A 24,301-nucleotide genomic window follows, 5' to 3' on the forward strand; every position below is an offset into this window, starting at 1 on the left:
ACGAAGGTGCGGGTGCCGGAGCCAGGGCACACGATGGGAGCAGGCCCCGTCGTCGATCCGAGGGAGCGCCGGATGGCAGCGCAGCGCGGTGCCTGCGGGCCGCCCGCGGCGGAGATGCTGCGGGAGTGCGCCCGTGACGTGGTGGCCGTCGCCGAGGGCATCCGCGAGGTCTCCGCACGGACCAGCTCCGTCCTGTTCGCCCCGGCGCTGACGGGTTCCGCGCGCCGCCGCCCGCGCACCGGCCTGGCCGCCCGCTGGGCGCTGCTGCGGACGCTCACCAACAGGCAGGGCCTCGGCGGCTCGGCGATCGTCGCACCGGACGGCGTCGGCCATCTGCTCGGCGCGGCGGGGGAGGCGCTGGGCCGGCAGAGCCTGGCCGCGCTGGTGGCGGTCACCTCGCTGCGGCTGAGGATCGCCGCCGTACTCCTCGACCACCCGGAGTTCGGGCGCGACCCCGGCATGCGCCGGCTGACGGACGCGGTCACCGCCGACCACGACCCGGAGGCGGCCGTCCGCGCGCTGCGGGCCCTGTTCAAGGACGAGGGCGCGCAGCGCCCGCTGTCGGCTCTCGCCCCGATCCTGGCGGAACTCCTCGCCGTCCGGGGCCTGCTGGACGAGGACCCGCTCAGCGACGACACCGCCTGGGCGCTGGCCGCCGGCCGGGCACTGACCGCGGGGTCGGTCCGGGGCCTGGACGCCTCCCACCTCGCCGTCGCGGACCAGGGCGCGGGCGCCGCCCAGGCCGTCGAACTCTCCGCCCGGGAGGCGGTGTCCATCGCCACCGAGGGCTCCTTCCTCGGCTTCCTGCGCAACATCGACACGCTCGCCGGCGACGCCCGCGTCCTCGTCCAGGAGATACGCGGCCCCGACGGCGTGCTCCGCTACGTCGTCCAGGCGCCCGGCACGGCCCCCGGCCACCCCCGCGACGACTCCCCGCAGGACTTCGCCGGCGTCTGGCGCAACCTGTTCCTGACCGACTCGCCGTACGCCCGCTCGATCCTGCTGGCGATCCGGGACCACGGCATCCCGCGCGGCGCCGACCTCGCGCTGGTCGGGCACGGCGAGGGCGGGATCGCGCTGCTGAACCTCGCGCAGGACGACGAGTTCTGCCGCGCCTACCGGGTCACCCACGTGGTCGCCGTCGGTGCGCAGGCCGACGACCGCAGGCCGGCCGACCCGCGCACCTGGGTCGCCGGCATCACCAACCGGTACGACATCGTCCCGCTCCCGGACGGCCCCGGGGCCCCGCACGCCAACCGGTACCGGGTCGACTACACCGGCCCCACCCGCGAGTTCCCGCACTGCCACCTGCTCCGCGTGTACATCGACCACCTGGAGACGGTGATCCCGCAGGCCCGGGCCGACGTCGACCGGGCCCTCGCCGCCTACCGGGGACCGGTCGAACGCACCCGTGTCTACCGGCTCAGGGACCGCGGCCGTCCGCCCGAGGGCTACCCGTTCCTGGCCGTCCCCACCACCGGCCTCGCCACCTCGGCGGGCCCGGTCGACGTGCCGGTGCGCTACTACGACTCCTCCGCCGCGCACCTGTGCTTCCCGGTCGACACGGACGTGGCCCGCAGCCTGCTGCCCGACGTCGCCTGGATGGTCCCCACCCGGCTCGGCCGCCGCGCCCTCGCCGTGCTCTCCCTCTACGAGCACCGCTGCACCACCATCGGCCCCTACACCGAACTCGGCCTGTCGGTGCTGGTCGACGACCTGTGGCGACCGCACGCCTACGACCTCGCCGCGGACCTGCTGCGCCGGGCCGACCTGCGACGCACCGGACGGTACGTGGTCTCGCTCGCCGTCGGCACGGAGGAGGCGCGGGCGGTGGCCGAGGAGCTGTGGGCCCAGCCGGCCGTGCGCGGCTCCGCCGACGTCGAGCTACAGGGGCGGGAACTGCGCGTGCACGCACCCGAGTTGGGTGTTTCGGTGGAGGGCCGTCCGGGTCCGGGCGCCCGCTGCCCCGAGGCGGACTGGGTGCTCTACGGGCGCCGCGGCGAGAGCACCGTCCGCACCCTGGTCCGTGCCCACGGCAGACCGCGCGTCCATGCCCGACCCCGGCTGCGGCTGCGGCTCGACGGCGCCCACGGGCCGCTCGCCCGGCACCTCCAGATCCTCGAACTCGACGCGGTACGGCCGGGGTTCGTCCTGACCAGCCCGCGGTTCGTGGCCCACAGAAGCGCCGGCGCGGTGCTGCCGCGCTAGGCCTCCCTCCGAGTGCAGGTGAGCCCCATGGCGACCGAATCCCGTCCCGTCACCGCCGCGCCCGAGCTCCTCGCGTACGTGGACGGTCTGAGAGCCGACGCGGACCGGATGGACGGCTACGCCGAGCGGCTGCGCGGGGCCGCCGAGCGGCTGGGCGACGATGCCGGGGCGCAGGAGTGGGGCGGCGCCGATCTGGAGCGGCAGGCGACGGCCTGCGTGACCGCGGCGATACAACTGCGGGCGGCCGCCACCGCGTTGCTGGCCCACGCGGCGGAGTGAACGGCGGGCCCTGATCGGTGACGCGGCGATCGACGACCCGGCGGATCGGTCACGCGGCGGATCGGTCACGCGGCGATCGGTCTTGTGGCGCGGCCGGAACGATCGCGTCCCGGCCGCGGTGTGGTGCGAGCGGCTCAGCCCGTCGGAGCGGTGTGGGGTTGGTCCGGGCCGGGCTTGGGGCGGGTGCGGGTCCAGGACGGGTCGGCGGCGGGGTCAGGAGTGGGGGGACGGTCCATGGGTCGGGGGGCCTCCTGAGGTACTGGGGGTGTGGAGCGGTGCGTCCGGTGCCGTCGACAGCTCGGCCCAGACGACGCGGGCGGAGGGCCGTCCCTCCGGCGCGGCCGTGACGCCCCAGTCGAGACTGAGCGCGTCGACGAGGAACAGGCCGCGCCCGTTCTGCTCGTCCGGTCTGGCCCGCCGGGGTGCCGGGAGCGCGATGCTCCCGTTGTTCTGGTCCTCGACCTCGATGCGGATCCGGTCGGCGCCCGCGTGCACCCGGCAGACGATCCGCCGGCCGGCCGAGTGCACGATCGCGTTGGTGACCAGTTCCGAGGTCACCAGGACCGCGTTGTCGCGGGCCTCCTCACCCACGCCCCACGAGTCGAGCAACTCGCCCACGCTCCGGCGGGCGTTGCCCACCGCGCGGGGCGTCGGCGCCAGGTCGAAGACCCGGCTGCGCAGGGCGGAGCGGTCCCCGGAGGCGAACCGGTCGAGGCCTTGCGGCCCAGGGAGTCGACCGAGGCGTTCGCCTCCGGGTGGTCTGGGGATGCCCGTCGCTTCCGACGGGCGGTACGGGCCCTCGGCGGCGGCCGTCAGGGCCGGCCGGGGCAGGCCGGGTATGTGGTCCTCGGGGAGTCGGTCGAGCGGCTGGGGGAGAGAGGGCGGGGCCATCGCCGTGCGCCTTTCGTCCGGCTTCGCAGCGTGGGGCTGATCGGTCGCGTCCGTCCCGGGCCGCTCGGGGGCAGACGACGACCCGTGCCTGGGCGGCGCCGGGCCGCAGCTCAGTTTCCCCCAACTGGACTGCTTCGCCTGCTCCTTGGTCGGCCGGAGCAGTGACTCCACTTTGGCATCTGCCAACATCGCCTCGCAACCAGCAAGTTGAAAATTGCAAGAAGCGAAGTGCATGCTGCTCCCGACAAGAAGTGATCGAACCCGTACCTGAACGATCACCAGTACGTGAGACGGTGACCCTGAAACCTGGTGTGAGGGGGTAGGGCGTGACCTCGGAGACCGACTGGGGCGGAGCCCCTTCCGTCCTGCGCATGATTCTCGGCCGGCAGCTGGAGGAGATGCGGACCCGGGCCGGCCTGACCTACGAGCAGGCCGCCGCCGCGATCGGGGTCAGCCACTCCACGATCCGCCGGATGGAGGCCGCCAAGGTGGCCCGGCTCCGGCTGGCCGACGCCGAGAAACTGCTGCAGGTCTACGGCGTGACGGACCGCCAGGAGGTGGACACCTTCCTCCAGTCGGTGCGTGAGGCCAACAAACGCGGCTGGTGGCACACCTACCGCGACGTGATGCCCGACTGGTTCGCCGCGTATCTCAGCCTGGAACAGGCCGCGTTGCAGATCCGTGCCTATGAGAACGAGTTCGTGCACGGCCTGTTGCAGACCCGCGCGTACGCCGCCGCCCTGCTCGGCGCCGGCAACCCGCACGCGCCGGGCGAGGCGACCGAGCGCATGGTGGCGCTGCGCATGCGGCGCCAGGAACTGATCACCCGGCCGGCCCCGCCGCGGCTGTGGGTCGTGATGGACGAGACGGTGCTGCGCTGGCCGGTCGGCGGTGCCGAGGTCATGCGGGCCCAGATCGACCATCTCATCGAGATCAACCGGCTCCCCAACGTCACCTTGCAGATCATGCCGTTCGCCAACGGCCCGCACCCCGCCATGCGCGCGGGCGCGTACCACCTCTTCCGGTTCAAGGCCCCCGAGCTGCCCGACATCGTCTATCTCAACGGCCTGGTGGGCGCTGTCTACCTGGACAAGAGCGACGACGTCGTGGTCTATCGCGAGGCCCTGGACCGGTTGGGCGCCCAGGCGGCGCCCGCCAGAAAGACCGAGGCCTTCCTCGGTGCGATTCGCAAGGAGCTCTGACGTGCACCACCCCATACGCAACGGCATCCCGTCCCGGCAACTCGGCGCGCGCGGCTGGTCCAAGCCGTGGAGCGACGACGCCGGCGGCGCCTGCGTCGAAGTGAAGAAGCTCGCCGACGGCCGGGTCGCGGTACGCCAGTCGACCGACCCCGACGGACCGGCGCTGGTCTTCACACCCCGTGAGATGACGAGTTTCCTGTCCGGTGTGAAGGCGGGTGACGCCGACTTCCTGATGTGATCGGATTTCCCGGAACTACCTTGCTATAGCTGATCGTTCAACCAACCCCCCCACACTCAACCCTCCACACTCAACCCCCCACCCCCGACGCACCACCGCGCAGCCCCCGAACACCCCCGCATCCCTCACCTGAATGGGAGACACGGCGTTGCCCGACAACGGATGGCCGGCCGACCGCATCGACACCGAGAACGCGCACTCCGCACGGATCTACGACTACATCCTGGGCGGCAAGGACTACTACCCCGCCGACCAGGAGGCGGGCGACGCGATGTCCCGGGAGTGGCCCGCGCTCCCGATCCACATGCGCGCCAACCGCGACTGGATGAACCGCGCCGTGCGCTGGCTCGCCGAGGAGGCGGGGATGCGCCAGTTCCTGGACGTCGGGACCGGCATCCCCACCTCCCCCAACCTCCACGAGATAGCCCAGGCGGTCTCCCCGGAGTCCCGGGTCGTCTACGTGGACAACGACCCCATCGTCCTCACCCTGTCCCAGGGCCTGCTCTCCAGCACGCCCGAGGGCCGGACGGCGTACATCGAGGCCGACTTCCGCGACCTGACGGACCTCTTCGAGGCCCCCGAGCTGCGCGAGACCCTCGACCTGGACAAGCCGGTCGCCCTCACGGTGATCGCCATCGTCCACTTCATGCTCGACGCGGACGACGCGGTGGGCGTCGTACGGCGGCTGCTCGAACCGCTGCCGTCCGGCAGCTACCTGGCGATGTCCATCGGCACCGCCGAGTTCGCGCCCGACGAGGTGGGCCGGGTCGCCCGCGAGTACGCGGCCCGCAACATGCCGATGCGGCTGCGCACCATCGACGAGGCCGACGAGTTCTTCGAGGGCCTGGAACTGGTCGAGCCGGGCATCGTCCAGGTGCACAAGTGGCACCCGGACGGCACCGGCGAGGAGGGCATCCGCGACGAGGACATCGCGATGTACGGAGCGGTCGCCCGCAAGCCGTAGCACGGGTTCCGTGCCGGGGCCGGGCTCACCTTCCCGGCCCCGGCACGGTCGTCACGCGGGTACCGGGCGGCTCAGGCGTTCGGGTCGAACGAGATCCCGGACGGCATGGAGTACCCCAGGTTGGCGTTGAACGAGCCGTCCTTGATCTTGATGGTGGCGTCGCCGAAGTTCGCGTTCATCAGCTTGTCGCGGTAGCCCGCCGGGTAGCCGTCCCAGCCCACCAGGCGCGGGAAGAACCAGCCGCCGGTCACGTTCTCCGGCGGGTCGTCGTTGGAGTTGGCAAACCGGAAGTCGTGGGTGGACAGGCCGTCCTTGTGGTACACGATCTTCGGGTGGGTGCCGTCGAACCGGATCGCCGAGGCGGCGGCCACCTGGTAGCTGCTGTGCTGGGACACCGAGACGTACTGCACCTGGTTGTTCTGGATCCACACGATGACGTGTTCCCAGTCGTGCCGGTGCCCGATGGCCAGCGGCCCGTACGTCGCCTGGTCCTTCTCGAAGTAGCTGGCGTACATCACCGCGCACCAGCCGTTGTTGCACTTCTCGCGCGAGTAGGTGTTGGCGTTGGCGAGCTGCGCGTAGTCGTGGCAGTGGCCGTTGACGTCGCCGCCGAGCGAGAGACCGGGGTTGAGGGTGCCGTCGGCGCCGATGGCCGCGGTGGCGTAGCAGCCGTCGCCGTCGTAGTCGTAGGCAGGGGAGAACGTCTGCTCCAAACCGTCGGCGTTCTGCGGCAGCAGCGTCAGGACGTCGGCGTGCGCGGTGGCGGGCACGGCGACGACCAGCGCGAGCGCGCCGAGGGCGGCGGCGAGGGCCTTGCGGAGCGGCCGTCTGCGGGTGGGGGGTTGCAGTGCGGTCATGGGGGACTCCCTGTCGGTGAAAGGCGAAGCGGAGTCTCGCAGTCGGGTCCTGCCGACGACTACCCTTACGACTTAACTTTGACCCAAAGACAATTGAACAGCTCGGCCAACTCGGCTGCTGTCAGACGCTGTTGACCTGCTGTGAGTCCCCCGGATGCGGTTGCCGCGGGGCGTGGCCGAGGTCAGGCTGCTCGTCGGTTCGTCCGCCCCCCCCCACCACCCGAGAGGGAACCCCCGTGACCGACACAGAACTGCCTTCCGCCCCGCTGAGCCGGCGCGGCTTCCTCGGCGCCGCCACCGCGGCCGGGCTGCTCGGCACGCAGGCCACCCAGGCCGAGGCGAGGACCGCCGCCACCGTGATCTCCACGGAGTCCGGCCAGGTCACCGGAGTCCAGGGCGGCCTGCGCGGCGTCACCGTCTACAAGGGCATCCCGTACGCCGCCACCACCGCCGGCGCCAACCGCTGGCGCCCGCCGCAGCCGGCCCCCTCCTGGGACGGGGTCCGCGCCGCCGACTCCTGGGGCCCCGCCTGCCCGCAGCCGGTCACGGGCATCCCCGCCGACCAGGTGCCCCAACTCGGCGAGGACTGCCTGAACCTCAACATCTGGACGACGGCGACCGGTTCGGGGGACGGCAGCCCCGTCCTGGTCTGGCTGTACGGCGGCGAGCAGGCCCTGTGGTCGGGCCAGGAGATCTACAACGGCTCGCTGCTCGCGTCCAAGGGCGTGGTCGTCGTCACCCTCGACCACCGCGTCGGCCCGCTCGGCGGTCTCGCCCACCCCGAGCTGACCGCGGAGTCCGCGTACGGCGGCTCCGGCAACTGGGGGATCCTGGACGTCGTCGCGGCGCTGGAGTGGGTCCAGCGGAACATCGGCGGGTTCGGCGGCGACCCGGACCGGGTCACGCTGGCGGGCTGGGCCCAGGGCGCGTCCGTCGTGCACATCCTGCTCGCGTCCCGGCAGGCGAGGGGCCTCTACCACCGCGCGCTGCTCTCCTCGGGCGTCCGGTACACGAAGGACCCGGCGCTCGCCCGGGACACCGGCCGCTACCGGACCCTCGCCGCCGCCGAGGCCGACGGCACCGACTTCGCGGCCCGGTTGGGGGTGGCCGATCTCGCGGGCCTGCGCGCGCTGGACGCCGACGACATCGTCGGCGGCGCCGTCGCCGACACCGCCGTCGACTTCGGGCACGTCCTCGACGGGCACGTCCTGCCCGACACCTACACCGCCGTCCTGAAGGCCCGCGCCGAGACCGACGTGCCCGTCCTGACCGGCGTCTGCAAGGACGCGAACGGCGCCTCGCCCGACCTGAAGCTGACCCTCGACGCGTTCCAGGCCTACGCCCGCACGGAGTTCGGCCCGCTGGGGCTCGCGGACACCTTCCTGGACCTCTACCCGGCGGACGGCGACACCGCGGCCGCCCGGCAGTTCAGTGCCTACGCCCGGGACGAGGAACGCGTCTCCGCCTTCCTGTGGGCGACCCAGTTCAAGGACACGGCGGCGAACTCCAGCGCCGTGCACACCTACTTCTGGACCCGCGTCCCGCCCGGGTACGACGACACCAACCCGGTCGTCGGCACCGCCGCGACCGGCGCCTTCGAGGGCTCCGACGTCTACTACCTGCTCGGCTACCTCTACAACACCGACCGCCCCTGGACCTCCAAGGACTACGACACCGCCGACACCACCGCCTCCTACGTCGCCCGCTTCGCCGCCACCGGCGACCCGAACGGCGGCTCACTGGCCAACTGGCCCGCCCTCGCCACCGACACCCCGCAGACCATGGAACTCGGCGGGAACCCCGGCACGCTGGCGGTGGCCGACAGCGACGCGAAGCTCGCCCTCCTGACCACGTATCTGGAGTCGCAGACCACGGAGTTCTGAGGCCCGTCAGGCGCGCGCGGAGCCGTGGCCGAGGACGCCGTGGTGGTGCCGGCGGTGCACGGTCGGGGTGCGGTGCAGGGCGATCAGCGCCGCGTCGTCGCCGAGGTGGCCGCCCGCGTGTGCCAGCAGGTCGCGCCGGATGTGGTGCATCAGCGCCTCCGGGCTGGCGTCGGTCCACTGCGCGACCCGCTCGGCGAGCGGGTAGAAGCGGCCTTGCGCGTCCCGGGCCTCGACGACCCCGTCGGTGTAGAGCAGCAGGGTGTCACCGGGCTCGAAGGAGAACACGTCCAGGGTGTGCTCGGAGCCGCCGCCCACCTCGGGCACGCCCAGGGGCGGCGACGGGTGCAGGCTCGGCACGGTGACCGCGTGCCCCGGGCTGAGCAGCAGCGGCGGCGGATGGCCGGAGCTGGTCATCCGGGTGACCGGGTCCGCGTCGGGGATCTCGACCAGCAGCGCGGTGGCGAACCGCTCGCCCGCCTCCTCCGGCGGCTCCAGGTCCGCGGCGTACCGCTGCACGGTCTGGTCCAGGGCGACGGCGAGGTCGGGCAGGTTGACATGCCGGTGGGCGGACTCCCGGAACGCGCCGAGCAGCAGGGCCGCCTCGCCGATCGCGGACAGGCCCTTGCCGCGCACGTCGCCGATCAGGACCCGGACCTCGTCGTTGCAGCGGGTGGCCGCGTACAGGTCGCCGCCGATCTGCGCCTCGTCCTCGGCGGCCAGGTACAGCGAGGCGATCCGCAGCGGGCCGATGTGCTCGGGCAGCGGCCACATGAGGACGTGCTGCGCGGCCTCGGCGACCGAGCGCACCTGGGCCAGCTGGGCACGGCGCCGCTCGCGGACCGCGCTGTAGATCACCACCATCACCGAGAGCACCGTGAGGGTGACGATCTGCACGATGTGGTTCGCGGTGGTCAGACCGCCGTGGAACACGGCGATGACCACCTGCGCGATCACCGCCAGCGCCCCGACCAGCGCCGTCGACCGGGGTCCCGCGAAGGACGGGGTGAGCGCCGGGGCGATGACCAGGGCCGGGCCCAGATGGATGTTCTCGGGGGTGCGCAGGTCCGCCATCGTGATCACCAGGATGAGCAGGACCGGGAGCAGCAGCAGCGCGTGCGACGACTGCCACGACCGCCGCAGCCCCGTCACACAGCCCTGCAGCTTGCCCATGCCACCAGCGTGCGCCACCGCCTGGGGACCGGCCACCGCGAGCCGGACGGTTCCCCGGAGGCGCCGCGCACGGCCCCCGGGGGAGGTTTCCGGCGCGCTGGAGGTTCTAGAGGTTCACGGACCGCATGCCGGCCTCGTCGTAGCGCTCGCCGGCCGCCCGCGGCACCTCGGCCTCGATCCGGGCCAGGTCCTCCTTGGTCAGCTCGACGTCGACCGCGCCCGCGTTCTGCTCCAGGTAGGTGACGCGCTTGGTGCCCGGGATCGGCACGATGCCGTCGCCCTGCGCCAGCACCCAGGCGAGGGCGAGCTGGGCCGGGGTCACCTCCTTCTCGGCGGCGATCTCCTTCACCTTGGCGGCCAGCCGCAGGTTCGCCTCCAGGTTGTCGCCGGTGAAGCGGGGACCGGTGCGGCGCCAGTCGTTGGCGTCGAGGTCGTCCGGGGTGGAGAACCGGCCGGCCAGGAAGCCGCGGCCGAGCGGCGAGTACGGGACGAACCCGATGCCCAGTTCCCGGCAGGCCGGCAGCACCTCGTCCTCGGGGTCCCGGGTCCACAGCGAGTACTCGGTCTGCACGGCCGCGACCGGGTGCACGGCGTTGGCCCGCCGGATCGTCTCGGCGCTCGCCTCGCTCAGCCCGATGTGCCGCACCTTGCCCTCGGCGACCAGCTCGGCCAGGGCGCCGACGGTCTCCTCGATCGGCACGTTCGGGTCGACGCGGTGCTGGTAGTAGAGGTCGATGTAGTCGGTGCCCAGACGCTCCAGCGAGCCGTGGACCGAGCTGCGGACGTGCTCGGCCGAGCCGTCCTGCGGGCCGATGCTGCTCATGTCGCCGGGGACGGCGTGGTCCATCCGGTAGTTGAACTTCGTGGCGATCACGTACTCGTCCCGGTGCCCCCGGATCGCCTCGCCGATCAGCGACTCGTTGGTGAGCGGCCCGTAGAGCTGCGCGGTGTCGAGGAAGGTGACGCCGAGTTCCCGCGCGCGGTGGATGGTGCGCACGCCCTCGTCCTCGTCGGCGGTGCCGTAGAAGGCGGACATGCCCATGCAGCCGAGGCCGATGCTGCTCACCTGAAGATCCCGCAGATTGCGCTGTCGCATGTGACTCCCAGCCTTTCCCGCTGACTTGTTCTCCTTCCGGACGCTACGACTTGGAGAGCACTCGAAGTCAAACGGGCGCCGCCGATCCGGTACACCTGAACCCGTACCCCGTATCCGCCGCCCAGCCCACCCGCGGAGGCCGCATGCTGCTGCGCCAGCTCGAATACCTCGTCGCGCTCGCCCGGGAGCGGCACTTCGGCCGGGCGGCGGCGGCCTGCCACGTCTCGCAGCCCTCCCTGTCCGCCGCGATACGGCGGCTCGAACACGAACTGGCGGTCCCGATCGTGCGCCGGGGCCGCCGCTACGAGGGCCTCACCCCCGAGGGCGAGGTCGTGCTGGCCTGGGCGCACCGGATCCTCGCCGAGGGGGACGCGCTCCGCCAGGAGCTGTCGGCGCTCCGGGACGGCCTCACCGGCACCCTGCGGCTCGGCATCGTCCCCACCGCCGTCCCCGTCACCTCCCTGCTCACCGGCCCCTTCTGCGACCGGCACCCGCACGCCCGGGTCGCCATGGAGTCCCTGTCGTCGGCCGACATCCGGCGCGGCCTCGCCGAGTTCGAGCTGGACGCCGCCATGACCTACCTGGACGACGACGAACTGCGCCAGGTCCGCCGCTTCCCGCTCTACGAGGAGCGGTACGTCCTGCTCACCCCGGTCGGCGGGCTCCTCGGCGACGCGGTCACGGCCACCTGGTCGCAGGCCGCCGCCCTGCCGCTGTGCCTGCTCGGGCGGCGGATGCGCAACCGGCGCATCATCGACGAGTGCTTCGCCGCCGACGGCGCGGCCCCCGTCCCGGCCGTCGAGTCCGACAGCGTGGCCGGCCTCTACGCCCACCTCCCCGGCGGCCGGTGGTCCAGCGTGATCTCGCACGCCTGGCTGCACATGTTCGGCGTCCCGGAGGGCATGCGCGTGGTCCCCCTGGAGGGCCCGGTCCACGGCCCCCGGGTCGGACTCGTCGTCGCCCGCAGCGAACCCCAGTCCGTGCTCGCCCGCGCCCTGGTGAAGGTCGCCCGGGAGGCGGGCCTGCGGGACGCCCTCGACAGCCGGCTGCACGCGGTCCTGGCCGGCCGCGACCGGTGATAGGCGCGGCCTATCACGGAATAGCGACATTCGCTTTGACCTGCGCAGTTACCCCCGAGGATTGTGGAACGCACCTTCCGCAACGGAGTTGAGGAGCCGCCATCATGGCCAAGGTGCTCTGCGTCCTGTACGACGACCCGACCGACGGATACCCGAAGAGCTACGCCCGCGACGACATCCCCGTCATCGACCACTACCCGGGCGGCCAGACCACCCCCGCCCCCGAGGCGGTCGACTTCACCCCCGGCCACCTCCTCGGCAGCGTCTCCGGCGAACTCGGCCTGCGCTCCTTCCTGGAGAAGGCCGGCCACACCCTGGTCGTCACCTCCGACAAGGACGGCGCGGGCTCGGTCTTCGACCGCGAGCTGCCCGACGCGGACGTGGTCATCTCGCAGCCGTTCTGGCCGGCGTACCTCACCCCCGAGCGGATCGCCGCCGCGCCGAACCTCAAACTGGCGATCACCGCGGGCATCGGCTCCGACCACGTCGACCTCGACGCCGCCATCGCGCACGGTGTGACGGTCGCCGAGGTGACGTACTGCAACAGCATCAGCGTCGCCGAGCACGTCGTGATGATGATCCTCGGGCTGGTCCGCAACTACCTGCCCTCGCACCAGGTGGTGCTCGACGGCGGCTGGAACATCGCCGACTGCGTGAGCCGGTCGTACGACCTGGAGGGCATGCACGTCGGAACCGTCGCGGCCGGCCGGATCGGGCTCGCGGTGCTGCGCCGCCTCGCGCCCTTCGACGTGAAGCTGCACTACACCGACCGGACCCGGCTGCCCGAGTCCGTCGAGCGCGAGCTGAACCTGACCTTCCACGAGAGCGCGGCCGACATGGCCCCGCACTGCGACGTCGTCACGATCAACGCGCCGCTGCACCCGGAGACCGAGGGCCTGTTCGGCGACGAGCTGCTCGGCACCATGAAGCGCGGCGCCTACCTCATCAACACCGCCCGGGCCCTGATCGTCGACCGGGACGCCGTGGACCGGGCGCTGCGCAGCGGGCGGCTGGCCGGGTACGCGGGCGACGTCTGGTACCCGCAGCCCGCGCCCGCCGACCACCCCTGGCGCACCATGCCGCACCAGGGGATGACCCCGCACATCTCGGGCTCCAGCCTCTCCGCCCAGGCCCGCTACGCCGCCGGCACCCGGGAGATCCTGGAGTCCTGGCTGGCCGGCCGGCCCATCCGCGACGAGTACCTGATCGTCGACGGCGGCAGGCTGGCCGGCACCGGAGCCAAGTCGTACTCCGTGCACACCCGCTAGGGGTTCAGCCGGACCGGCAGCTCGAAGAGGTCGTTCTGGGTGACCACCGGCTTGTTGCGCAGCCCGGACGCCGGTACCGCCAGGTCCAGGCCGGGGAAGCGGTCGTACAGCGCGGGCAGCGCGACGCCCGCCTCAAGCCGGGAGAGCGCGGCACCCGGGCAGACGTGCGGGCCGTGCCCGAAGGAGATGTGCCGGTTCTGGGACTCCCGGGTGACGTCGAACTCCCCGGCGCCCGGCCCGTGCGCGTTCTCGTCGCGGCCTATCGCGGCGTACGACACGATGAGCGCGTCGCCCGCCGGGAGCACCTTGTCGCCGACCTGGACGTCCTCGGTGGCGAACCGGATCAGCACGTGCGAGGTCGGGGTGGACCAGCGCAGGGTCTCCTCGACCACCGCCGACCAGTCCACCTCGCCGGAGAGCACCTTGGCCCGCTGGTCGGGGTGGGTGGAGAGGTTGACCACCGCGTTCACGATGAGGGAGATCGTCGTCTCGTGCCCGGCCGCCACCATCAGCTGCAGGGTGGAGACGATCTCCTGGTCGGTGAGGTGGTCGCCGTCCTCGGAGGCCAGGATCAGCGCGCTGGTGAGGTCGTCGCCGGGCTCGGCCCGCTTGGCGGCGACCGTCGCCGCCATGATCCCGGCCAGCTCGGTGAGGGTCGCGATGACCTCAGCGGGCGGGGTCTGCGTGGAGAAGAACTTCTCGAACAGCACCTTCAGGCGCGGCAGTTCGGCCTCGTCGATGCCCATCAGGTCGGCGACGACGTACATCGGCAGCGGATAGGCGAAGGCCGCCTTGAGGTCGACCGTCCCCCCGTCCGCCGGGAGACCGTCGAGCAGGTCCTGGGTGAGCTTCTGGATCCGCTCCCGCATCTGCTCCACCCGGCGCGGGGTGAGCGCCTGCGCGACCAGCGTGCGCATCCTGCGGTGGTCGGCGCCGTCCACGGTCAGCATCGAACGGCCGGGGTTGGCGAGGCCGATCAGCGGCCAGTCCGGCGCGATCTCCCCGCGCTGCCAGGCGCCCCACACGTTGATGTCCTTGACCAGACGCGGGTCGGTGAGCAGCGCCTTCGCCTCGGCGTGGTGCGTGACGGCCCACACGGGCACCCCGCCGGGCAGTTCCACGGCGGCGAGCGGACCGGCGGCGCGCAGCCGCGCGCTCTCGCCTTCCAGGTCGGTGACGAAGGGGTCGAGGGCGATCCGGGCTTCTTCGGTACCGGTCGTCATCGTGGCATGCCTCCCAGGGCAGGGTCGGAGTACTGCGCCGATCGGTGTGCTGCTGCGCCGAACTGTCGGTGGTGACTACAGGGCGGGTACGGGCGTGAACCGGACGGGCAGCTCGGTCAGCCCCCGCAGCCAGGGCGAGGGCCGGCGGGTGAGGCTGTCGGCGGGCACCGCCAGGTCGATGTCCGGGAGCCGGTCGAGGACCACCTCGATCCCGGTCCGCGCGACCACCTCGGCGACCTCCTGCGCGGGGAACGGGCAGCGGTGCTCGCCGTGCCCGAAGGAGAAGTGCGCGTTGTTGCCGCCGGTCAGCGCGGAGGCGTCGGTGCGCACCTGCGGATCGGAGTTGGCGCCCTGCAGGCCGAGGATCAGCAGGTCGCCGGCGCGGATCCGGCGGCCCCCCAGCTGGGTGTCCCGGGACGCCCAGCGGCCGGCGATGTTCTGGCTGGGGGTGTCCTCCCACAGCACCTCGTTCATCGCCTCGGCGACACTGTTGCGCCCGCCGAACAGCGAGGCGGCGAACCGGTCGTCGGTGAGCATCAGCCGCAGCGAGTTGCCGATCCAGTCGGCGGTCGGCTGGTGCCCGGCCGCCATCATGACCATCAGGTCCTGCATGATCTCTTCGTCGGTGAACCCGCTCTTGTTCTGGAGCATCCGCGACACCACGTCGTCGGCCGGGTCCGCCTTCCGGTCGGCCAGCAACTGGGCCATGGACGAGCCCAGATGCTGCTGCCCGGCGATCGCCCGCTCACGCCCGTCGATCATGTCGTTGAGCGCGGTGACCAGGCCGGGCCCCTCCTCGTCGGGGAAGCCGTACAGCCGCGCCAGCACCCGCACCGGCAGCAGCATCGCGTACTGGCCGATCAGGTCCGCCTCGCCGCTCGTGCACAGCCCGTCGATCAGTTCGTCCGCGAACCGCTCGGCGTGCCCGCGCAGTTCGAACGGGTCGACGGCCTCCAGCGCGTCGCTGATCATCCCGGCCCGCTCGCGGTGCCGCTCGCCGACGGTGTAGAGGATCGACGGCTGCTTGCGGCCGATCATCGGCAGCAGCGGCCAGTCGTCGGGGATCATGTCCCACTGGTTCCACAGGTCCGAGTCCCGGCTGAACAGCACCGGGTCCCCGGTCACCTGGTGCAGCTCGCGGTAGCCGACCACCAGCCAGGCCGGCACGTCCCCGTCGAGCACGACGGGGGTGACGGCACCGTGGTCGCGCCGCATCTCGCGGTACAGACGCGCCGGTTCGGTCTGGAACCGGGGGCCGCCGAGCGGCACGGCTTCGGTGGTCACACGAACTCCTGTCGGGGCAGGTCCGCCGGTGCGGACGGGCCGGCGTACCGGTTCTTGACGTGCTGGACGAGCGCGATCAGCACCTGCTTGCCGGACTCCCGGGACCGGGCGTCGCAGTTGACCAGCGGGACGTGCGGGTCCAGGTCGAGGGCGTGCCGGACGTCCTCGGGCGTGTGCACGGGGCCGCCGAAGTCGTTGCAGGCCACGATGAACGGCGTGCCGTGATTCTCCAGCCGGTCGATGGCGTACCAGGAGTCGCCGATCCGCCGGGTGTCGACCAGCACGACCGCGCCGAGGGTGCCGGAGAACAGCCGGTCCCACAGGAACCAGAACCGCTCCTGGCCCGGCGCCCCGAACAGGTACAGCACGTTGCGGGCGTCCAGGGTGATCCGGCCGAAGTCGAAGGCGACGGTGGTCGCGGACTTGCCGCGCACCTCCCGGATGTCGTCGACCTCCTCGCCGGCCTGGGTCATCGTCTCCTCGGTGTTGAGGGGACGTATCTCGCTGACCGAGCGGACCAGGGTGGTCTTGCCGACGCCGAAGCCGCCCACGACCACGATCTTGAAACCGTGGTCGGCGGAGGCACCCAACGGGGTGCGCGCGTCAGAGGTTGCGGAGTCCAACGAGCACCTGCTCCAGGATGTCGGGGTCGGTGATGGCCGGCCGGTGGGGGTGGCGGGCGCTGACCCGGCCGGCCGCCTGCAGGTCGCCCAGCAGGATCTTGGTGATGCTCACCGGCAGTCTCAGCTCCGCGGCGATCTCCACCACCGAGGTCGGGAACTCGGCCAGGCGCAGGATCGCCGCGTGCTCCGACTGCATGCCGGGTGTCGGCTCCGACTCGGCGACGACCAGGGTGACCAGGTCGAAGGGGCTGTCGGGGCCGGAGCCGCTGCGGCCGCCGGTGATGGTGTACAGGCGGTCGGGCGCGTCGTCCCTGCCCGGGCGGCTCATGACGTGCGGGGCTGCGCGGTCAGGTGCTCGCCGAGCTGCTCCACCAGTTCGCTCATGTTGTGCCCGACCAGCCCGGGGTCCGCGTCCTCGCTGGTCACCACGGCCAGGTGGGCGCCCTCGCCAGCCTCGACGATGAACAGCACACCGCCGTAGAACTCGGTCATCGCCGACCGCACGCCGCCGCTGCCGTCGCCGAACTCGACGGACGCCCCGTGCGACAGCGACTGGATGCCGGCGGCGATCGCCGCGAGCTGGTCGGCCTGGTCGACGGAGAGCTCCGGGGTACGGCAGAGCTTCAGCCCGTCACGGGAGAGCACCAGGGCGTGCCGCGCGCCGGGGGTGCGCTCCAGGAGGCCCTCGATGAGCCAGGTGAGCTGGGAGTCGGCGGTGGTCCTGCCGGTCATGAAGTGGGGTCGCCTTCCGGGTACGCATGCGGGTGGGACGTGTGTTCTGGACCGGACTCCGGGTGGGGCGCGGGGGCCGGGTCGTGCGCGGGGGTGGGGGCGTACGGGGCGGCCGGCCCGCCGGCCGTGCCGGGGGCTTCGGCGGAGACTTCGGCGGAGCGGGCGTCGTGCGCGGCCGGGCGGACGGCCTGCCGGAAGCTGTTGAAGCGGGCGGCGCGGACCTGGGCGTCCGCGCCGCCGGGCGCGGGCCGCGGCGGCTCGGCCGGCTGGGGCGCCGACCGGCGCTCGGCCTCGGCGAGGGTCCGGCCGCGGCGCCGCCTGGGCAGCCCGGTGGGTCCGTCCTCGTCCTCGTCGGGCTCGGCGGCGGACTCGTGCACGGGTATGGGGTCGAGCGCTGCCGGTACCGGTGCGGCCGTTTCCTTCTCCGGCTCCGTCTCCTGTGCCGAGGCGGGTTCGTCGGCGACCGGGCGGGTCAGCAGGTCCTGCGGGACCAGCATCAGTACCCCGGTGCCGCCGCGCGCCGACGGCCGGAACGACACCTTCAGGCCGTGCTTGCGGGCCAGCCGGCCCACCACCGCGAGCCCGAGCCGGGTGCCGCTGAGACCGCCCAGTTCGGTGCTGTCACCGGTGACCGCCCGTTCGGCGCGGCGCAGTTGCACGTCGCCCATCACCAGGCCGCTGTCCTCCACGGACACGATGACCCCGGCCGGTACCTCCTCCACGTACACGTGGACCTCGGCCGTGGGCGGCGAGAAGTTGGCCGCGTTGTCGAGGAGTTCGGCCAGCACGTGCATGACACCCTCGGCGGCGTGTCCGGCGACGGCCGTCTCGCTCACCGAGTGCACCCGCACCCGGCGGTAGCCGCTGATGCGGCCCATCGCGCCGCGCAGGATCGACTCCATGCTGATCGGACGGGCCCAGCGGCGGCCGGAACGCGCCCCGGTGAGCACGGCGATGGAGTCGGCGAGCCGGCCCGCCTGGGCGGTGCGGTGGTCGAGGTGGAGCAGGTCGGCCAGCACGTCCTCGTCGGTGTGCCGGTCCTCCATGGACCGCAGGTCGGCGAGGGTGGCGGTGGCCAGGGCCTGCATCCGTCCGGCCGCGTTGCCGGCGGCGGCGATCGCGGCGGCCCGTTCCCGCAGGGCGCGCTCCAGTTCGGCGGTGAGCCGGGCGTTCTCCTGCCGGTACCAGTCGAGTTCCTGGCCGCTGTCCTGGTGGATCCGGGTCCGCTCCTGCTCGAAGGAGTCGGCGAACTCGCTGCGCTGCTGCGCCAGTTCGTCGATCAGCCGCTGCTGCTCCTGGCGTGCGTCCTCGGTGGTCCTGGCCTGCTGCTGGAGCAGCCGCCCGATGTCCTGGCTCACCGCCTCCAGCCGGCGCCGGGCACCGCGTGCGGCCCGTGTCGTGTGCACGGCCCAGGTCACCGCCGCGCACAGCAGCAGCGCGGCGGCGCTCCCGCCGAGGGCGAGGGGCGTGCGGACCGAGGCCGGCGCGGCGGTCACCGCGGCGAAGACCGCGAGGGCCGACACCACCGCGGTCAGCGCGAAGGTCGGAACGAGCGTACGGAGGGCAGGTCGTTCGCCGGGGTGCGTGGGCGCGGTCATCGGTCCGGTCTGGTCCTCGGAGCAGGTAGGGATGTGTGTCCGGTGAAGGAGTTGTGACGCTCGGTGCTGAACTGCGCGTCACTATACGAGAGTTCGTGATCGAAACAGAACGGTTCCGGTCTCATCGCAGAAATCCCGTACCGGGAAAGGTGACTTGCTGTGCTCCGGCTGTGAACGATCTTATGCGCTGCCGTACCCGAAGGTGTCCGCCACGATCGCGGCGGCCTCCCTGACCAGCGGCGAGTCGGCCCCGGCGGTGGCCTCGTCGTGGGTGGAGAGGACGGCCACGACGAGCGGCGCGCGGCCCGGGGGCCAGGCGACCGCGACATCGTTGGCGGTGCCATAGCCGCCCGTTCCGGTTTTGTCGCCCACCGTCCAGTCGCCGGGCAGCCCGGCACGGATCCGCTCACCGCCGGTGGTGTTGGCGAGCAGCCAGCCGGTGAGCCGCCGTCGGTCGGCCCCGGCCAGGGCGTGACCGACCGTCAGCTTCGCGTAGGTCGTGGCGACAGCCAGCGGAGTGGTGGTGTCGGTGACCCGCCCCGGCTCCCCGGAGTTCAGCTCCGGCTCCCACCGGTCCAGCCGCGTCACCCGGTCCCCGAGCGAACGGCACAGCCTCGTCACCGCCACCGGGCCGCCCAGTTGCTCCAGCAACAGGTTGGCCGCGGTGTTGTCGCTGTACGAGACCGAGGCTCCGCACAGCTCCGCGACGGTCATCCCCGCGGCGAGATTCTCCGGCCTGCCGGCGACCGGGGCGCCGCCCGCCCGCTCGACATCGCTCTCGTCGTAGTGCACGACCCTGCCGAGCACGTCCTCGCCGAGGTCGCGCAGGACGGCGGCGACCGCGAGCGGCTTGTGCACCGAGCACATCGGGAAGAGCTCGCCCGACCGGTACCCGAGCCGCGCCCCGGACCCGGTGTCCCGGGCGAACACCCCCAGCCGGGCCCCGTGTTCGCGCTCCAGGGCGCGCAGTCTCGCCGTCGCCCCCGGGACCGGCGCGGTGGTGGTCACCGCCGACCCCAGAGCCGAGACCAGCACCGTGCGACGGGACGGTTCACGCATTACTGCTCCTTTGCCGGGACGACGCTCAGGGGGACGCGATCGCGGCCGTGCGGGTTCAGCCGTGGACGGGTGATAAATACGACGCCGATATCCGACCGACCGTAGCTCCCGCATCGTCGCAAATGATCCAAACGTCTATACGATGACGCGTGGAACGGCCCGGGCGCGGAGAACCTCTTGGAGGGCGCAGGCCGACGACGGGGACGGTGTCGAGGGGGGCGTTGCCTTCGTGAAAGGCGACTGGAGCCGGGGGGCCGCGCGGGCGGTCCGGTTCACGGGGCGCACGCTGCGCGGCGAATGGCACGCCGTCGTGCTGGACCCGGTACGGCAGTTGGTACGGCGCGGACTGTCCGGGCTCGTGCTGGCGTTCGTGGCCGCGTTCGGCGTCATCTTCTTCCACGGCATCGCCCAGCACCCGTTCGGCCGGAGGCTGGTGTGGCACCTCGGCGGCGTCACCGCCGACCTGCCCCTGTGGCTCTCCCTGCTGCGCACCCCGGTGTCGCTCTACGTCCCGGCGCTCGACCTGCCGGTCTGGGCGGGCATCACCCAGCTCTTCCTCGCCTTCGCGCTGGCCGAACTCGCCCTCGGCCGCGGCCGGACCCTCGCCGTCGCGTACGTGACCACCCTGGCCGGCACGATGACCGCCCGGGTGATGGTCGCCCTCGGCCCCGGCTGGTGGGGTTTCGGCCTGCCCCCTGAGGTCGGCCGGATCCTCGACACGGGGCCGTCCGCCGCCGTGGTGGGACTCTTCACCTACCTGGCGGTGGTCCGGCGCGCCCCCGTCGTCTTCACCCTCACCGGCGGCTCGATGGTGTGGGAGTCCGTCGCCGTGCCGAACCTCGCCGGCCGCGAGCACCTGATCGCCGTGGCCGCCGCGGTCGTCCTCGGCCTGCTGCACGGCCGCAGGCTGCCGTTCCCCGCCCGGCTGGTGGAACGCCTCGGCACCACGCCGTCGCCGCCCCGGTCGGACCCGCCGACACCCCGGCCGGGCCCACCGCGCCACCCCGTACCGTCCCTCCGGCTCCCCTGAAGACTCCCCAACCCTCCCGGATTCCCCGAAAACCCATATGTCACGCGGCAGACCCGCCGAAGTGCTCAACAACGTCAATGTGATGGTTTTCGCACTTCAGCCGGTCCGGCCAACCCCTAATGTTGCGCGGGCTACGGCAGGGCGCGGCTGACACCATGGTGTTCGTCGCCGGCAGGCTGAAGGGATCCAGGGATGTTCCGCAAGGTGCTGGTCGCCAACCGTGGAGAGATCGCCATCCGCGCATTCCGCGCGGGCTACGAGTTGGGTGCGCGCACGGTCGCCGTCTTCCCCCACGAGGACCGCAACTCGCTGCACCGGCTGAAGGCCGACGAGGCCTACGAGATCGGGGAACCGGGACATCCGGTGCGCGCCTACCTCTCCGTCGAGGAGATCGTGGCCGCGGCCCGCCGGGCCGGTGCCGACGCCGTCTACCCCGGCTACGGCTTCCTCTCCGAGAACCCCGAACTCGCCCGCGCCTGCGAGGAGGCGGGCATCACCTTCGTCGGGCCCAGCGCCCAGACGCTGGAGCTGACCGGCAACAAGGCCCGCGCGGTCGCCGCCGCCCGCGCCGCCGGCGTACCGGTGCTCGGCTCCTCCCAGCCCTCCAACGACATCGAGGAACTGGTCCGCGCCGCCGACGAGGTCGGCTTCCCGGTGTTCGTGAAGGCCGTCGCCGGCGGCGGTGGCCGCGGCATGCGCCGGGTCGAGGACCCGGCCGCGCTGCGCGAGTCCATCGAACAGGCCTCCCGGGAGGCGGCCTCCGCCTTCGGCGACCCGACCGTCTTCCTGGAGAAGGCCGTCGTCGACCCGCGCCACATCGAGGTGCAGATCCTCGCCGACGGCGAGGGCAACGTCATCCACCTCTTCGAGCGGGACTGCTCGTTGCAGCGCCGCCACCAGAAGGTCATCGAGCTGGCCCCCGCGCCCAACCTCGACCCCGAACTGCGCGACCGCATCTGCGCCGACGCCGTCCGCTTCGCCCGCGAGATCGGCTACCGCAACGCCGGCACCGTCGAGTTCCTCCTCGACCCCGCGGGCAACCACGTCTTCATCGAGATGAACCCGCGCATCCAGGTCGAGCACACGGTCACCGAGGAGGTCACCGACGTCGACCTGGTCCAGGCCCAGATGCGCATCGCCTCCGGCGAGACCCTCGCCGACCTCGGGCTCTCCCAGGAGACGGTGAAGCTGCACGGCGCCGCCCTCCAGTGCCGCATCACCACCGAGGACCCGGCCAACGGCTTCCGCCCCGACACCGGCCGCATCAGCGCCTACCGCTCCCCGGGCGGCTCCGGCATCCGGCTCGACGGCGGAACCACCCACGCCGGTACGGAGATCAGCGCGCACTTCGACTCCATGCTGGTCAAGCTCACCTGCCGGGGCCGGGACTTCAAGGCCGCCATCGGCCGCGCCCGGCGTGCCGTCGCCGAGTTCCGCATCCGCGGCGTGGCCACCAACATCCCCTTCCTCCAGGCGGTCCTGGACGACCCGGACTTCCAGGCGGGCCGGATCACCACGTCGTTCATCGAGCAGCGCCCGCACCTGCTCACCGCCCGCACCTCCGCCGACCGCGGCACCAAGCTGCTCACCTACCTGGCCGACGTCACCGTCAACAAGCCGCACGGCGAGCGCCCCCACCTGATCGAGTCGACCACCAAGCTGCCCCCGCTGCCGGCCGGCGAGCCGCCCGCGGGCTCCCGGCAGCGGCTCGTCGAACTCGGCCCCGACGGGTTCGCGCGCGCCCTGCGCGAGTCGCCCACCATCGGCATCACCGACACCACCTTCCGCGACGCCCACCAGTCGCTGCTCGCCACCCGCGTGCGCACCAAGGACCTCCTCGCCGTCGCCCCGGTGGTCGCCCGCACCCTGCCCGAACTGCTCTCCCTGGAGTGCTGGGGCGGCGCCACCTACGACGTCGCGCTCCGCTTCCTCGCCGAGGACCCCTGGGAGCGGCTGGCCGCGCTGCGCGAGGCCGTCCCCAACATCTGCCTCCAGATGCTGCTGCGCGGCCGCAACACCGTCGGCTACACCCCCTACCCGACCGAGGTGACCGACACCTTCGTCCAGGAGGCCGCCGCCACCGGCATCGACATCTTCCGCATCTTCGACGCCCTCAACGACGTCAACCAGATGCGCCCCGCCATCCAGGCGGTACGCGAGACGGGCACCGCGGTCGCCGAGGTGGCCCTCTGCTACACCGCCGACCTGTCCGACCCCGGCGAGTGCCTCTACACCCTCGACTACTACCTGCGGCTCGCCGAGCAGATCGTCGACGCGGGCGCGCACATCCTCGCCGTCAAGGACATGGCCGGCCTGCTGCGCGCCCCGGCCGCCGCGAAGCTGGTCTCGGCGCTGCGCAGCGAGTTCGACCTCCCCGTCCACCTGCACACCCACGACACGGCGGGCGGCCAGCTGGCCACCTACCTCGCCGCGATCCAGGCGGGCGCGGACGCGGTGGACGGCGCGGTGGCCTCCATGGCCGGTACGACCTCGCAGCCCTCCCTGTCGGCGATCGTGGCCGCGACCGACTACTCGGAGCGTCCCACGGGGCTCGACCTGCGGGCGATCGAGGATCTGGAGCCGTACTGGGAGAGCGTCCGCAAGGTCTACGCCCCCTTCGAGGCGGGCCTCGCCTCGCCGACCGGCCGCGTCTACCACCACGAGATCCCCGGCGGCCAGCTCTCCAACCTGCGCACCCAGGCAGTCGCGCTGGGCCTCGGCGACCGCTTCGAGGACATCGAGGCCATGTACGAGGCCGCCGACCGGATCCTCGGCCGGCTGGTCAAGGTCACCCCGTCCTCCAAGGTGGTCGGCGACCTCGCCCTGCACCTGGTCGGCGCCGGGGTGAGCCCGGAGGACTTCGAGTCGACGCCCGACCGTTTCGACATCCCCGACTCGGTCATCGGCTTCCTCCGCGGCGAGCTGGGCACCCCGCCCGGCGGCTGGCCCGAGCCGTTCCGCACCAAGGCCCTCCAGGGCCGCGCCCCCGCGAAGCCGGCCCCGGAACTGTCCGCAGAGGACCGCGAGGGTCTGGCCAAGGAGCCCCGCACCACCCTCAACCGGCTGCTGTTCCAGGCCCCGACCCGCGAGTTCGAGACCCACCGCCAGACCTACGGCGACACCAGCGTCCTCGACAGCAAGGACTTCTTCTACGGGCTGCGCCCGGGCAAGGAGTACGCGGTCGACCTGGAGCAAGGCGTCCGGCTGCTCATCGAGCTCCAGGCGGTCGGCGAGGCCGACGAGCGCGGCATGCGCACGGTGATGTCGAGCCTCAACGGCCAGCTGCGGCCGATCCAGATCCGCGACCGGGCCGCGGCCTCCGACATCCCGGTCACCGAGAAGGCCGACCGCGCCGACCCCGGCCATGTCGCGGCCCCGTTCGCCGGCGTGGTCACGCTCGCGGTGGCGGAGGGCGCGGAGGTCGAGGCGGGTGCCACGGTGGCCACGATCGAGGCCATGAAGATGGAGGCCACCATCACCGCCCCGAAGGCCGGCCGGATCTCCCGGCTCGCCATCAACCGCATCCAGCAGGTGGAGGGCGGCGACCTGCTGGTCGAGATCGCCTGAGGCCGGACGGCCCGGGGAGCGGGGGAGGGCCGGGTCCGCCCGGCCCGCCC

The 24,301-nt window shown here is 72.6% G+C and carries 21 protein-coding genes; 10 read left to right on the forward strand and 11 right to left on the reverse strand.

The window, feature by feature from the left end; all coding sequences use genetic code 11:
- Window positions 1-72 precede the first annotated feature (72 nt).
- Both ACGF5O_RS31640 and ACGF5O_RS31645 read left to right on the forward strand, forming a co-directional pair.
- On the forward strand, window positions 73-2,208 hold the full coding sequence (locus ACGF5O_RS31640; RefSeq protein WP_393813303.1) for a hypothetical protein: 2,136 nt from the start codon (window positions 73-75) through the stop codon (window positions 2,206-2,208).
- Window positions 2,209-2,235: 27 nt separating this feature from the next.
- On the forward strand, window positions 2,236-2,487 hold the full coding sequence (locus tag ACGF5O_RS31645) for a hypothetical protein (protein ID WP_393813304.1): 252 nt from the start codon (window positions 2,236-2,238) through the stop codon (window positions 2,485-2,487).
- A gap of 213 nt (window positions 2,488-2,700) precedes the next feature.
- Here ACGF5O_RS31645 and ACGF5O_RS31650 read toward each other — a convergent pair whose 3' ends face one another.
- On the reverse strand, window positions 2,701-3,378 hold the full coding sequence (locus ACGF5O_RS31650; RefSeq protein WP_393813305.1) for an ATP-binding protein: 678 nt from the start codon (window positions 3,376-3,378) through the stop codon (window positions 2,701-2,703).
- A gap of 326 nt (window positions 3,379-3,704) precedes the next feature.
- Between ACGF5O_RS31650 and ACGF5O_RS31655 the strand changes: the two genes are divergently transcribed.
- The 3 genes from ACGF5O_RS31655 to ACGF5O_RS31665 all read left to right on the forward strand — a co-directional run bounded on the left by ACGF5O_RS31655 (window position 3,705) and on the right by ACGF5O_RS31665 (window position 5,782).
- On the forward strand, window positions 3,705-4,580 hold the full coding sequence (locus ACGF5O_RS31655; protein WP_393813306.1) for a helix-turn-helix domain-containing protein: 876 nt from the start codon (window positions 3,705-3,707) through the stop codon (window positions 4,578-4,580).
- Window position 4,581: 1 nt separating this feature from the next.
- Window positions 4,582-4,818: a DUF397 domain-containing protein gene (locus ACGF5O_RS31660; RefSeq protein ID WP_177233215.1), complete on the forward strand. Its 237-nt coding sequence runs from the start codon at window positions 4,582-4,584 to the stop codon at window positions 4,816-4,818.
- 148 nt (window positions 4,819-4,966) lie between these two features.
- Window positions 4,967-5,782, forward strand: coding sequence for an SAM-dependent methyltransferase (locus tag ACGF5O_RS31665; RefSeq protein WP_393813307.1), 816 nt, complete (start codon window positions 4,967-4,969; stop codon window positions 5,780-5,782).
- Between the two features lie 71 nt (window positions 5,783-5,853).
- On the opposite strand, the gene ACGF5O_RS31670 is transcribed toward ACGF5O_RS31665, so the two are convergent.
- On the reverse strand, window positions 5,854-6,639 hold the full coding sequence (locus ACGF5O_RS31670; RefSeq protein ID WP_393813308.1) for an NPP1 family protein: 786 nt from the start codon (window positions 6,637-6,639) through the stop codon (window positions 5,854-5,856).
- Between the two features lie 236 nt (window positions 6,640-6,875).
- On the opposite strand from ACGF5O_RS31670, the gene ACGF5O_RS31675 reads away from it, so the two are divergent.
- The gene (locus tag ACGF5O_RS31675; RefSeq protein WP_393813309.1) at window positions 6,876-8,522 is read left to right on the forward strand and encodes a carboxylesterase/lipase family protein; all 1,647 of its coding nucleotides are present in this window, start codon (window positions 6,876-6,878) and stop codon (window positions 8,520-8,522) included.
- 6 nt (window positions 8,523-8,528) lie between these two features.
- Here the strand turns inward: ACGF5O_RS31675 and ACGF5O_RS31680 are convergent, their stop codons facing one another.
- Window positions 8,529-9,692 (reverse strand): PP2C family protein-serine/threonine phosphatase, encoded by a 1,164-nt coding sequence (locus ACGF5O_RS31680; RefSeq protein ID WP_393813310.1) that lies wholly within the window; start codon window positions 9,690-9,692, stop codon window positions 8,529-8,531.
- A 106-nt stretch (window positions 9,693-9,798) separates the two neighbouring features.
- A complete protein-coding gene (locus ACGF5O_RS31685; protein WP_393813311.1) occupies window positions 9,799-10,788 on the reverse strand; it encodes an aldo/keto reductase in 990 nt (329 codons plus the stop codon).
- Window positions 10,789-10,931: 143 nt separating this feature from the next.
- Here ACGF5O_RS31685 and ACGF5O_RS31690 point away from each other — a divergent pair, with 143 nt between their 5' ends.
- Window positions 10,932-11,867 carry a LysR family transcriptional regulator gene (locus tag ACGF5O_RS31690; protein ID WP_393813312.1) on the forward strand — a complete coding sequence of 312 codons (936 nt, stop codon included), beginning with the start codon at window positions 10,932-10,934 and terminating at the stop codon, window positions 11,865-11,867.
- A gap of 104 nt (window positions 11,868-11,971) precedes the next feature.
- A complete protein-coding gene (locus ACGF5O_RS31695) occupies window positions 11,972-13,135 on the forward strand; it encodes an NAD-dependent formate dehydrogenase (protein ID WP_393813313.1) in 1,164 nt (387 codons plus the stop codon).
- Here ACGF5O_RS31695 and ACGF5O_RS31700 read toward each other — a convergent pair.
- The 7 genes from ACGF5O_RS31700 to bla form a co-directional block, all read right to left on the reverse strand.
- Window positions 13,132-14,358 carry a cytochrome P450 gene (locus ACGF5O_RS31700; RefSeq protein WP_393813314.1) on the reverse strand — a complete coding sequence of 409 codons (1,227 nt, stop codon included), beginning with the start codon at window positions 14,356-14,358 and terminating at the stop codon, window positions 13,132-13,134. The two genes, ACGF5O_RS31695 and ACGF5O_RS31700, sit on opposite strands and share 4 nt — an antisense overlap.
- A gap of 75 nt (window positions 14,359-14,433) precedes the next feature.
- Window positions 14,434-15,642 carry a cytochrome P450 gene (locus ACGF5O_RS31705; protein ID WP_393813315.1) on the reverse strand — a complete coding sequence of 403 codons (1,209 nt, stop codon included), beginning with the start codon at window positions 15,640-15,642 and terminating at the stop codon, window positions 14,434-14,436.
- A complete protein-coding gene (locus ACGF5O_RS31710; RefSeq protein WP_393813316.1) occupies window positions 15,639-16,265 on the reverse strand; it encodes an ATP/GTP-binding protein in 627 nt (208 codons plus the stop codon). The genes ACGF5O_RS31705 and ACGF5O_RS31710 overlap by 4 nt, the downstream gene beginning before the upstream one ends.
- Entirely contained in the window at window positions 16,246-16,593 is a 348-nt protein-coding gene (locus tag ACGF5O_RS31715) for a DUF742 domain-containing protein (protein WP_362586912.1), read from the reverse strand. The genes ACGF5O_RS31710 and ACGF5O_RS31715 overlap by 20 nt, the downstream gene beginning before the upstream one ends.
- Window positions 16,590-16,997 (reverse strand): roadblock/LC7 domain-containing protein, encoded by a 408-nt coding sequence (locus tag ACGF5O_RS31720; RefSeq protein WP_393813317.1) that lies wholly within the window; start codon window positions 16,995-16,997, stop codon window positions 16,590-16,592. The genes ACGF5O_RS31715 and ACGF5O_RS31720 overlap by 4 nt, the downstream gene beginning before the upstream one ends.
- On the reverse strand, window positions 16,994-18,595 hold the full coding sequence (locus ACGF5O_RS31725; protein ID WP_393813318.1) for an ATP-binding protein: 1,602 nt from the start codon (window positions 18,593-18,595) through the stop codon (window positions 16,994-16,996). The genes ACGF5O_RS31720 and ACGF5O_RS31725 overlap by 4 nt, the downstream gene beginning before the upstream one ends.
- Before the next feature lie 180 nt (window positions 18,596-18,775).
- Window positions 18,776-19,654 carry a class A beta-lactamase gene (bla, locus tag ACGF5O_RS31730; protein ID WP_393813319.1) on the reverse strand — a complete coding sequence of 293 codons (879 nt, stop codon included), beginning with the start codon at window positions 19,652-19,654 and terminating at the stop codon, window positions 18,776-18,778.
- 229 nt (window positions 19,655-19,883) lie between these two features.
- Between bla and ACGF5O_RS31735 the strand changes: the two genes are divergently transcribed.
- Window positions 19,884-20,684, forward strand: a complete 801-nt coding sequence (locus ACGF5O_RS31735; RefSeq protein ID WP_393813320.1) for a hypothetical protein — start codon at window positions 19,884-19,886, stop codon at window positions 20,682-20,684.
- A 192-nt stretch (window positions 20,685-20,876) separates the two neighbouring features.
- Window positions 20,877-24,251, forward strand: a complete 3,375-nt coding sequence (locus tag ACGF5O_RS31740; RefSeq protein ID WP_393813321.1) for a pyruvate carboxylase — start codon at window positions 20,877-20,879, stop codon at window positions 24,249-24,251.
- Window positions 24,252-24,301 lie beyond the last annotated feature (50 nt).

The organism is Streptomyces sp. NPDC048291, from assembly GCF_043201715.1.
Lineage (GTDB): Bacteria > Actinomycetota > Actinomycetes > Streptomycetales > Streptomycetaceae > Streptomyces.

Coding starts and splice junctions, on each gene's coding strand:
- ACGF5O_RS31640 (WP_393813303.1), top strand. CDS start 73: ATGGCAGCGCAGCGCGGTGCCTGCGGGCCGCCCGCGGCGGAGATGCTG.
- ACGF5O_RS31645 (WP_393813304.1), top strand. CDS start 2,236: ATGGCGACCGAATCCCGTCCCGTCACCGCCGCGCCCGAGCTCCTCGCG.
- ACGF5O_RS31650 (WP_393813305.1), bottom strand. CDS start 3,378: ATGGCCCCGCCCTCTCTCCCCCAGCCGCTCGACCGACTCCCCGAGGAC.
- ACGF5O_RS31670 (WP_393813308.1), bottom strand. CDS start 6,639: ATGACCGCACTGCAACCCCCCACCCGCAGACGGCCGCTCCGCAAGGCC.
- ACGF5O_RS31680 (WP_393813310.1), bottom strand. CDS start 9,692: ATGGGCAAGCTGCAGGGCTGTGTGACGGGGCTGCGGCGGTCGTGGCAG.
- ACGF5O_RS31685 (WP_393813311.1), bottom strand. CDS start 10,788: ATGCGACAGCGCAATCTGCGGGATCTTCAGGTGAGCAGCATCGGCCTC.
- ACGF5O_RS31690 (WP_393813312.1), top strand. CDS start 10,932: ATGCTGCTGCGCCAGCTCGAATACCTCGTCGCGCTCGCCCGGGAGCGG.
- ACGF5O_RS31695 (WP_393813313.1), top strand. CDS start 11,972: ATGGCCAAGGTGCTCTGCGTCCTGTACGACGACCCGACCGACGGATAC.
- ACGF5O_RS31700 (WP_393813314.1), bottom strand. CDS start 14,358: ATGACGACCGGTACCGAAGAAGCCCGGATCGCCCTCGACCCCTTCGTC.
- ACGF5O_RS31715 (WP_362586912.1), bottom strand. CDS start 16,593: ATGAGCCGCCCGGGCAGGGACGACGCGCCCGACCGCCTGTACACCATC.
- ACGF5O_RS31720 (WP_393813317.1), bottom strand. CDS start 16,997: ATGACCGGCAGGACCACCGCCGACTCCCAGCTCACCTGGCTCATCGAG.
- ACGF5O_RS31725 (WP_393813318.1), bottom strand. CDS start 18,595: ATGACCGCGCCCACGCACCCCGGCGAACGACCTGCCCTCCGTACGCTC.
- bla (WP_393813319.1), bottom strand. CDS start 19,654: ATGCGTGAACCGTCCCGTCGCACGGTGCTGGTCTCGGCTCTGGGGTCG.
- ACGF5O_RS31740 (WP_393813321.1), top strand. CDS start 20,877: ATGTTCCGCAAGGTGCTGGTCGCCAACCGTGGAGAGATCGCCATCCGC.